Origin of the sequence: Kytococcus schroeteri (genome assembly GCF_042433515.1) — a bacterium.
GTDB classification, from domain to species: Bacteria; Actinomycetota; Actinomycetes; order Actinomycetales; family Dermatophilaceae; genus Kytococcus; species Kytococcus schroeteri.
In genome coordinates this window covers 88,462-98,087 of the sequence record NZ_JBHLVH010000019.1, presented here as the reverse complement: position 1 = coordinate 98,087, position 9,626 = coordinate 88,462, and the positions used below count along the sequence as shown (strand labels likewise).

General features: G+C 75.2%; 5 protein-coding genes. 3 read left to right on the top strand and 2 right to left on the bottom strand.

Annotation, left to right across the window (positions count from 1 at the left end; translation table 11 throughout):
* The 3 genes from ACFFHC_RS09505 to cobF all read left to right on the top strand — a co-directional run.
* A partial coding sequence (locus ACFFHC_RS09505) for an HNH endonuclease (protein WP_379804967.1) occupies nucleotides 1–1,688 on the top strand: 1,688 nt, incomplete at its 5' end.
* A gap of 143 nt (nucleotides 1,689–1,831) precedes the next feature.
* Nucleotides 1,832–3,316 (top strand): cobyric acid synthase, encoded by a 1,485-nt coding sequence (locus ACFFHC_RS09500; protein ID WP_379804964.1) that lies wholly within the window; start codon nucleotides 1,832–1,834, stop codon nucleotides 3,314–3,316.
* Entirely contained in the window at nucleotides 3,313–4,092 is a 780-nt protein-coding gene (cobF, locus tag ACFFHC_RS09495; RefSeq protein WP_379804961.1) for a precorrin-6A synthase (deacetylating), read from the top strand. The genes ACFFHC_RS09500 and cobF overlap by 4 nt, the downstream gene beginning before the upstream one ends.
* Before the next feature lie 24 nt (nucleotides 4,093–4,116).
* Here the strand turns inward: cobF and bluB are convergent, their stop codons facing one another.
* Both bluB and cobN read right to left on the bottom strand, forming a co-directional pair.
* Nucleotides 4,117–5,928 (bottom strand): 5,6-dimethylbenzimidazole synthase, encoded by a 1,812-nt coding sequence (bluB, locus tag ACFFHC_RS09490; RefSeq protein WP_379804958.1) that lies wholly within the window; start codon nucleotides 5,926–5,928, stop codon nucleotides 4,117–4,119.
* Entirely contained in the window at nucleotides 5,928–9,599 is a 3,672-nt protein-coding gene (cobN, locus tag ACFFHC_RS09485; protein WP_379804955.1) for a cobaltochelatase subunit CobN, read from the bottom strand. The genes bluB and cobN overlap by 1 nt, the downstream gene beginning before the upstream one ends.
* Nucleotides 9,600–9,626: the final 27 nt, after the last annotated feature.

Genomic DNA, 9,626 nt, shown 5'->3' with positions numbered 1-9,626 from the left:
CGGCGGTGGCCGCCCTGGAGGCGATGCGGGCCGCGGAGGTGGCCTTCCTCGACGCGGTCGGCCGGGTCCACGCCGAGGTCACCCGGGCGTGCGGGCAGATCACCGATGGCGGGTTGGGGGCCGCGTGGCGCCGTGTGGACGTGGACGCCACGGTGGCTGACGAGCTGGTGTGTGCCACCGGCGAGTCGGGCCTGTTCGTGCGCGCGGTGGTCGACCTGGTCACCAGCGACCCCGCCCGGCTGGACTGCGGCAGGTCAGCGGTCATCCAGGGCCGGGCGTCGTTGCGCAGGGTGCTGGACTGGCACGCCGCCACCGACCACCTGCCCCAGGACGTGGCCGTCACGATCGGCCAGGAGGTGTTGACCCGGGGGTCGGACGGGTCCCCGCGCAGCGGGTCGTCGTTCCGACGGTTGCTGGGCCGCAGGGTGCGGCAGGCCGAGACCGCTGACCGGGCCGCGGCCCGTGCCAGGCGGACCACGGCGATCGCAGGCCGGGGCAGCTGGGCCCGGGCCGGTCAGGACGGGACCGGGTCGCTCACGGTGGTCGGTGAGGCCACCCGGGTGGCCGGTGCCTGGTCCCGGTTGGACAACGCGGCCCGCCGCGCGAAGGCCGCCGGTGACGCCCGTACCCTGGGCCAGCTCCGCTCGGACCTGCACCTGGACCTGCTGTTGGTCGGCCAGCTCCCCGACCACCCCAACACCGGCGCCAACACGACCCCGGTCCCGCCCCCGAGCGCGGGTGCGGCTGGGGGTGCGGGGAGTGGGCGGGCACCCCACGAGGACCCCGACCCGGCCGACTGGACTGTCGAGACTCCCCACACCACACCCGCCGGATCGGACCGGGCCGGGAACCTGGCTGCGCGGGGCGCTGCACCAGAGGAGGGCACGGCCCCTCGCGGGGACACCCCGGTGCCGGGTCCCACGGCACCGGTGCCGCCGGTGTGCACCTCCTGCGGGACGGTCGCCGAGGACTACTTCCCGATCCCGCGGATCGGTGACCCGGTCCTGCCCCCGGCCCGGTGCACCGTCGTGGTCGGCCTGGACGTCCTGCTCGAGAACACGCCCAAGACCGACACTGACACCGACAGCAGCAGCACGGGCCCGAGCGGTACCGGTCAGGGACTCCCACCCACGCAACACGAGGGGCAGGCCCCGCCAGGTGCCGCACCACCCGACGGCCCCGGTGACGCCGTCCCGACACAGGATGGGAAGGCGGACGTCGGCACCCCATCGCGTGGCGATGGTGGAGTGTTGGGTGCACCGTTGGGGTGGGTGCCCGGGTTCGGGTACCTCGACGCCGAGCACGTCCGTGCCGTCGCCGTCCGGGAAGGATCCACCTGGCAGCGCCTGGTCGCCGACCCGACCACCGGGCACGCCGTGACCGTCTCACCCCACACCTACCGGCCCACCGCCTCGGTCGCCCGCTTCGTCCGCGCCCGCGACGGCATCGCCCGCGACCCCGGCACCGGGGAGATCCCCGCAGACCGGTGCGAACTGGACCACCTGGTCCCCTTCGACCACGGCGGCCCCACCACCCCGGACAACCTGCAGTCCCTCTCCCGCAAGGGCCACACCCGCAAGACAAAACGACAGTGGACCGCCCAAGCCCACCCCGACGGCACCATCCACTGGACCAGCCTCCTGGGCCAGAGGTACACCACCACACCCCACGACTACCGCAACCCCTGAGCCCCACCCCGTCCGCCCCCAGCCGCCGGGCCTGCACAGGGAGTCGGGGACGGCCAGGCCCAGCCACCCACGGCCGCACCCAGCAGGGCCGGGACCGCCGGGGTCGCGTGGGGCAGCAGGCCGCGTTTCCTACGATGGCGCGCGTGAACGGCATCCTCGTCGCCGGGACGTCCTCCGACGCCGGCAAGTCCCTCCTCGTCACCGGCCTGTGCCGGGCGTGGTCGCGGCAGGGGGTGAGGGTGGCCCCGTTCAAGGCGCAGAACATGTCGAACAACTCGATGGTGTGCGCCGACGGCTCGGAGATCGGCCGGGCACAGTACCTGCAGTGCGAGGCCGCCGGCGTGGAGGCCTCGAGCCTGCACAACCCGGTGCTGCTGAAGCCCGGCTCTGACCGCCGCTCCCACGTGGTGCTGCGTGGCCGTCCCGCGGGAGAGCTGCGGGCCGGGGAGTACGCCACGGGGCGGGAGCACTTGCGCGAGGCGGCCTTCGCGGCATTCGAGGAGCTCTCGGCCTCGGTGGACCTCGTGGTGGCCGAGGGAGCCGGCTCCCCCGCCGAGGTGAACCTGCGTAGCGGCGACTACGTGAACCTCGGCCTCGCCCGACGCTTCGGCCTGCCGGTCGCAGTCGTCGGCGACATCGACCGCGGCGGGGTGCTCGCGGCCCTGTACGGCACCTGGGCTCTGGTGGACGAGGCCGACCGGACCCACCTGGCGGCCTACGTCATCAACAAGTTCCGCGGCGACGCCTCGGTCCTGGAACCGGGTCTGGAGGAGATCACCCGCCGCACCGGGATGCCGTGCGCCGGCGTCGTGCCCTGGCTCACCGACGTCTGGCTCGACGGCGAGGACACCCTCGGCTGGACGGCAGCCCCCGCCCTCGACGCCACGGAGGGCAGGCTGCACGTGGCCGTCGTGCGCCTCCCCCGCACGAGCAACGCGACCGACGTGGACGCGCTACGCGCCGAGGCGGACGTGGACGTGCACGTCACCACCGACCCCGATCTGTGCCGGGAGGCCGACCTGCTCGTCCTCCCCGGCTCCCGCGCGACGGTGAGCGACCTCGAATGGCTCCGCTCACGCGGGCTGGACCGGGTCGTCACCGAGCGGGCACGCCGTGCCCGACCCGTGCTGGGCATCTGCGGCGGCGACCAGATGCTGCGCGAACGCCTCGTGGACCCGGTCGAGTCCGGCGCCGCGGTGGACGGGCTGGGCCTGCTCCCGGGCACGGTGACCTTCCACCCCGAGAAGACGCTCGCCCGCCCGAACGGCACCTGGCAGGGCCTGCCCGTGAGTGGCTACGAGATCCACCACGGCACCATCGACGCCGAGGAGACCTGGGTGGGCGGCGCCCGGTCCGGCGCGGTGTGGGGCACGGTCTGGCACGGTCTGCTCGAGGGTGACCCCTTCCGCCGGGCGTGGCTCACCGAGGTGGCCTCCGCCGCGGGTTCGTCGTGGACCGCGGACCCGTCCGCTCCGGGGTTCGTGGCCCGCCGTAGCGCGATGGTGGACGCACTGGCCGACGCGTGCACCGAGCACCTCGACCTCGACCTGATGCTCGACCTCGCGCGCGACGGAGTGCCCACCACCCCTGTGCGCGCCGCCGGGTCCACTCCGGGGAGCCCCGCGTGAACGCCCGGCGGGTGCACGTCATTGGCATCGGGGCCGGGGACCCCGGGCACCTCACCCTCCAGGCCGTCGCCGCGATGCGGGAGGTGGACGTTTTCCTCGTGGCCGACAAAGGCGGCGCGGCCAGCGACCTGCTGGCCGCCCGGGAGGCGCTGTGCCGCACGCACCTGGCCGAGGGCAGCTACCGGGTGGTCGCGATCGCGGACCCCGAGCGCGGAGCCGATGCGCCGCGCCGGGGCGCCGCCTACACCCGGGGCGTCGAGGCCTGGCACGATGCCCGCGCCCGGGCGTGGGGCGAGCAGCTCGCTGCGCTACCCGAGGGAGCCGTGGTCGGCTTCCTGGTGTGGGGCGACCCGGCGTTCTACGACTCGACGCTCCGGGTGCTGCACCAGGTCGCCCAGACCCTGACCCTCGACCTGAGGGTGATCCCGGGCATCACCGCCTTTCAGGCCCTCGCCGCCGCGCACGGCACGGTGCTGCACGGCATCGGCGAACCGGTGCACGTGACCACGGGGCGGCGCCTGCTGTCCGAGTGGACACCCGACCTGGGCCCCACGGTGGTGATGCTCGACGGCCACCTGACCTGCCGCGAGCTGGTGGACCGCGCCCCCGACCTGAGCCTGCACTGGGGCGCCTGTCTGGGGCTCCCCCAGCAGGAGCTCCGGGCGGGCCGGCTGGCCGAGGTGGTCGACGAGGTGGCAGCGGTCCGTGCCGCCCTGCGCGAGCAGCACGGCTGGGTCATGGACGTGTACGCGCTCGGCGCCGGCCCGGTGGACTGACGGCCCCGGCCCGCTGGGCCGACCTCACTCCCCCGCCGTGTCCTCCCTCAGCGCGTCCTGCCCCGGCGCGTCCTCGGCCGTGCGGACGGTCTCCCGGCGCGCGGAGAGGGTGGCCAGCACCATCCCGGCGGCGAGGCAGGCCCCCACCCCCTCGCCGGCCCGCAGGCGCAGGCTCAGCAGGGGCTCCAGCCCGAGTGCGCGGAGCACCCGGGGGTGGGCCACCTCCCGGGAGCGCTGCCCGGCCACCAGGTGTGCCTGCACGGCCGGCTCGATGCGGGTCGCGGCCAGGGCCCCCACGCAGGTGGCCAGCCCATCGAGCACCACGGGTGCACCGGCCTCCACCGCCCCGAGGGCGACCCCGGTGAGCACCGCGACCTCCGGCCCGCCGACGGCCGCCAGGGCCCGCCGGGCACCCGCTGCGTCCCCGGGCGACGCACCGGTGCGCTCCAGGGCCGCGGCCACCACGGCGCGCTTGCGGGCGACCATCGCGTCGTCGGACCCCGCCCCCAGCCCCACGAGTTCGCCGGCCTCCGCAGGCTCCAGCCCCAGGAGGGCCCCGGCGAGGGCGGCGGCCACGGTGGTGTTTCCGACGCCCACCTCGCCGAGCACGACGAGCCCCGGACCTACGGGCCCACCGCTCAGCGCGGCGTCCCGCCCCAGCACCCGACCGGCCTCCAGGAGCGCGTCCACGTCGGCCTCGGTGAGGGCGTCGGCGGACACCAGGTCGCCCTGCGGCCCCCTTGGGCGGGCGGCCGTGGCCCCGCGCACCTCGGTGGCGCAGCCGGCATCGACGACGAGGACCTCCAGCCCCGCAGCGCGCGCGTGTGCCGCCCCGAGCGACCCGCCGGCCACCGCGGCGGTGAGCACGTCGTACGTGACCCGCGTGGCGTAGGCCGAGACGTCGTGGGCGGTCACCGGGTGGTCGGCCCCGGCCAGCACGAGCGTGCCCCCGGCGATCCCGGGGCCCGCCAGCGCGGCGACCCGGCTGGCCACCCGGTCGAGCACCCCCAGCGCCTCCGGAGGTGCCAGCAGGCGGTCGGCGGCGTCGGTGGAGCCCACGAGACGGTCGGCCGCCGGCCCGCGCAGGTGCGAGACCGGAGCGTCCGGGGCGGCGTCCCCCTCCTGGGGCCACCGCTCGGAGAGCACGACGTCCTCCAGAGGCGCCTTGCGCGACCACGCCGCCCGCTGCAGCCCCGGCTCCGGCGGCCGCTCGTCCGGCCAGCCCAGGCACAACCAGCCCAGCGTCTCCACGCCCTCGGGCAGGTGGAGCAGACCCGCCAGGTCCGCCGGCTCGAAGAGGGTCACCCACCCCATGCCCAGCCCCAGCGCCCGGGCGGTCAGCCACATGTTCTGGATGGCGCACGCGCACGACCACAGGTCGGTGTCCGGGAAGGTGGCACGCCCCAGCACGCCGGCGGCCGGGGTGCGGCGGTCACAGGCCACCACCACGCCCACCGGGGCCTCCCGCAGCCCCTCGAGCTTGAGGTCCAGCAGCCGCGCCGCCCGCTCGGGCACGAGCAGGTCCGCCTGGGCCACGCGCGCCGCGTCTGCGAGGTGCGCCGCCCGGTCGCGGGTGGCCGGGTCGCGGACCACCACGAAGCGCCACGGCTGGGAGTGCCCCACCGACGGCGCTGCGTGCCCGGCGGCGAGCACCTCGCGCACCAGCTCCTCGGGCACCGGGTCGGGGCGGAACCGACGGATGTCACGCCGGGCGCCCAGCACGTCCTCCAGCGCGGCGCGCACCTGCTCCCCCATCGACCAGCCGGAGGGGTCGGCGGCCCGCTGCGCCGCGGAGCTGGGGTCCCCGATGCGGGGAGTGGGGCGGGGTGGTTCCATCACTCCTCCAGGTCGCCCTCGACGTCGAGGTACACCTGCTGCATCTGCTGCAGGAGCTCGGCGACCGGCTCCTCCCACAGGCCACGCTCGGCGGCCTCGTGCAGCTTCTCGATGATGCCGCGCAGCGCCCAGGGGTTGGCGTGGGTCATGAAGGCGCGGTTCTCCTCGTCGAGCACGTAGGAGCGGGCGGTCTGCTCGTACATCCAGTCCGGCACCACGTGGCTCGTGGCGTCGAAGCCCACGAGGTAGTCCACGGTGGCGGCCAGCTCGAAGGCGCCCTTGTAGCCGTGGCGCTGCATGGCGGAGATCCACCGCGGGTTGACCACGCGGGCCCGGAAGATGCGGGAGGTCTCCTCGGCCAGGGTGCGGGTGCGCACCACGTCCGGCGAGGTGGAGTCACCCACGTACGCGGCCGGTGCCGTGCCGGTGAGCGCCCGCACGGTGGCCACCATGCCGCCGTGGTACTGGAAGTAGTCGTCGGAGTCGAGGATGTCGCTCTCGCGGTTGTCCACGTTCTTGGCCGCCACGGTGATGCGGCGGTAGTTGCGCTCCATGTCCTCGCGCGCCGGGGCGCCGTCCAGGTCACGGCCGTAGGCGTACCCGCCCCAGGTGGTGTACACCTCGGCCAGGTCGGCGTCGTCCCGCCAGGTGCCGGACTCCATCACCTGCAGCAGGCCGGCGCCGTAGGTGCCCGGCTTGGAGCCGAACACGCGCGTCCTCGCGCGCCGGGCGTCGCCGTGCTCGGCGAGGTCGGCCAGGGCGTGCTTGCGGGGGAAGTTCATCTCCTCGGGCTCGTCGAGGTCCACCACCAGGGCCACCGCGTCGTCCAGCAGGTCGATGACGTGCGGGAAGGCGTCGCGGAAGAAGCCCGAGATGCGCACCGTGACGTCGATGCGGGGGCGCCCCAGCTCCTCCAGGCCGATGGGCTCCAGCCCCACCACGCGACGGGACTGCTCGTCCCACACCGGCGTGACGCCGAGGAGCGCGAGCACCTCGCCGATGTCGTCGCCCGAGGTGCGCATGGCCGAGGTGCCCCAGGCCGAGAGCCCCACCGACTCGGGGTACTCCCCGGAGTCCGCCAGCGCCCGCTCCACCAGCGAGGTGGCCATGGCCGTACCCGTCTGGTAGGCCAGTTGGCTGGGGATGGCCTTGGGGTCCACCGAGTAGAAGTTGCGGCCCGTGGGCAGCACGTTGACCAGCCCGCGCAGGGGCGAGCCGCTGGGCCCGGCCGGGGTGTACCCGCCGTCCAGGGCGTGGAGCACGGCGTCCATCTCGTGCGGCGTCTGTACCAGGCGCGGCACCACCTGGGTGCAGGCGAACTGCAGGGCGGCCACCACACCCTCGCGATCCACCGCGGCGGCGTCACCGGCCCGCTCGCCCTCGGCCAGCTCGGCCAGCAGCCCGTCCACGAGGCCGGGCACGGCATCGGCCCGCCACCTGGCCCCGGCGAGCGCGGCCACCAGGGCCCGCGCGCGCTCCTCGGCGCGGTCGGTGGCCACGCGGTCGTCCGAGCCCTCCACGAGCCCCAGCGCGGTGCGCAGCCCGGGGATGCCGCCGCGCTGCCCACCGAACATCTGCGGCGAGCGCAGCACCGCGGTCACGAGGTCCACCAGCTGCTCACCGGCGGGCGCCTGGCCGAGCACGTGGAGCCCGTCACGGATCTGCACGTCCTTGATCTCGCAGAGCCACCCGTCCACGTGCATGACGAAGTCGTCGAAGTCGTCCTCGCCCGGCATGTCCTCCAGGCCGAGGTCGTGGTGCAGCTCGGCGGCGCGGATGAGGGTCCAGATCTCGGTCTGCAGGGCGGGCGCCTTGGCCGGGTCCATCACCGAGACGGTGCCGTACTCGTCGAGGAGCTGCTCCAGGCGGGTGATGTCGCCGTAGCTCTCGGCGCGGGCCATCGGCGGGATGAGGTGGTCCACGATCGTGGCGTGGGCGCGCCGCTTGGCCTCGGTGCCCTCGCCCGGGTCGTTCACGAGGAAGGGGTAGACCAGCGGCAGCGAGCCCAGCGCGGCGTCGGTGCCGCAGGCCGCGGACATGCCCAGGGACTTGCCCGGCAACCACTCGAGATTGCCGTGCTTGCCCACGTGCACCACGGCGTGGGCACCGAACTCCTCGGCCACCCAGCGGTAGGTGGCCAGGTAGTGGTGGGTGGGCGGCAGGTCCGGGTCGTGGTAGATCGCGATGGGGTTCTCCCCGAAGCCGCGCGGCGGCTGCACGAGCAGCACCACGTTGCCGGCGCGGATCGCGGCAGTGACGATCTCGCCCTCGGGGTCGCGGGAGAAGTCGACGAACAGCTCGCCCGGCGCCTGCCCCCAGTGCTCGGTCATCGCGTCGGTGAGCTCAGCGGGCAGCGCCTCGAGCCACCGCCGGTAGGTGGCCGCGGGGATGCGCACGTGCGCGTCGCCCAGCTGCGCGTCGGTGAGCCACTCGGGATCCTGCCCGCCGGCGGCGATGAGGGCGTGGATGAGCGCGTTGCCCGCGGTGGTGTCCGGGTGCTCGCCCTCCACCGGCTCCACGCCGTCCAGGCCCGGCACCTCGCCGGGCGCGCCGAGGTCGTACCCGGCCTCCCGCATCGCGCGCAGCAGGCGGATGGTGGAGACGGGCGTGTCCAGGCCCACCGCGTTGCCGATGCGCGAGTGCTTGGTGGGGTACGCCGAGAGCACCACGGCGATGCGCCGCTCAGCCGGCGGGACGGTGCGCAGGCGGGCGTGGTTGACCACGGTGCCGGCCACGCGGGCGGCGCGCTCGGGGTCGGCCACGTAGGTGGGCAGCCCGTCGGCGTCGAGCTCCTTGAAGCTGAACGGCACCGAGATGATGCGCCCGTCGAACTCGGGCACCGCCACCTGGGTGGCCACGTCCATGGGTGAGAGGCCGTCGTCGGAGGCCTCCCACTCGGCGCGGCTCCACGTGAGGCACAGGCCCTGCACGATCGGCACGTCCAGGGCGGCCAGGTCGGCCACGTCCCAGGCGTCCTCGGCGCCCCCGGCGGAGGCGTCCGCGGCCCGGGTGCCGCCGGCGGCCAGCACTGTGGTCACCAGACCGTCGTAGCGGCGCAGGTGCTCCAGCAGCTCGGTCTCGGCGTCGCGCAGGGAGGAGACGAACACCGGCTCACCGGCGCCCCCGGCGGCGTCCACGGCATCGGCCAGGGCGTGCACGTACGCGGTGTTGCCGGCCACGTGCTGGGCCCGGTAGTAGAGGATGCCGATGCGGGGGCCGCCCTCGGTGGGCGTGGCGCCCGGGCGCTCGGCGACGCCCCAGGCCGGGGTGGGCACCACGGGGTCGAAGCCCTCGCCGGTGAGCAGGAGCGTGTCGCCCAGGAAGGCGTGCAGCGAGGCCAGGTTGGTCGGTCCGCCCTCGGCCAAGTAGCCGTGCGCGGTGGACGCGACGCCGGCCGGGGTGGTGGAGAGCTCCATGAGGGCGGCGTTGGGGGCCTGCTCGCCGCCGAGCACCACGACGGGCGTGCCCGCATCGACCGTGGCCTGCATGCCGGGCCACAGGTCGGGCAGGTCCTGGGGGGCGCCGAGCAGGCGCACCACCACCACGTCGGCCCCGTGGACCGCGGTCGCCGGGTCCGTGCGCGCCGGGTTGACCACCGCGTAGTCGGCGCCACTGGCGCGGGCGCTCAGGAGGTCGGTGTCGGAGGTCGACACCAGGGCGATGCGGGTCACGGGGGCTCCTCGGGCTCGGGGACGCGG

Coding starts and splice junctions, on each gene's coding strand:
- bluB (WP_379804958.1), bottom strand. CDS start 5,928: ATGGAACCACCCCGCCCCACTCCCCGCATCGGGGACCCCAGCTCCGCG.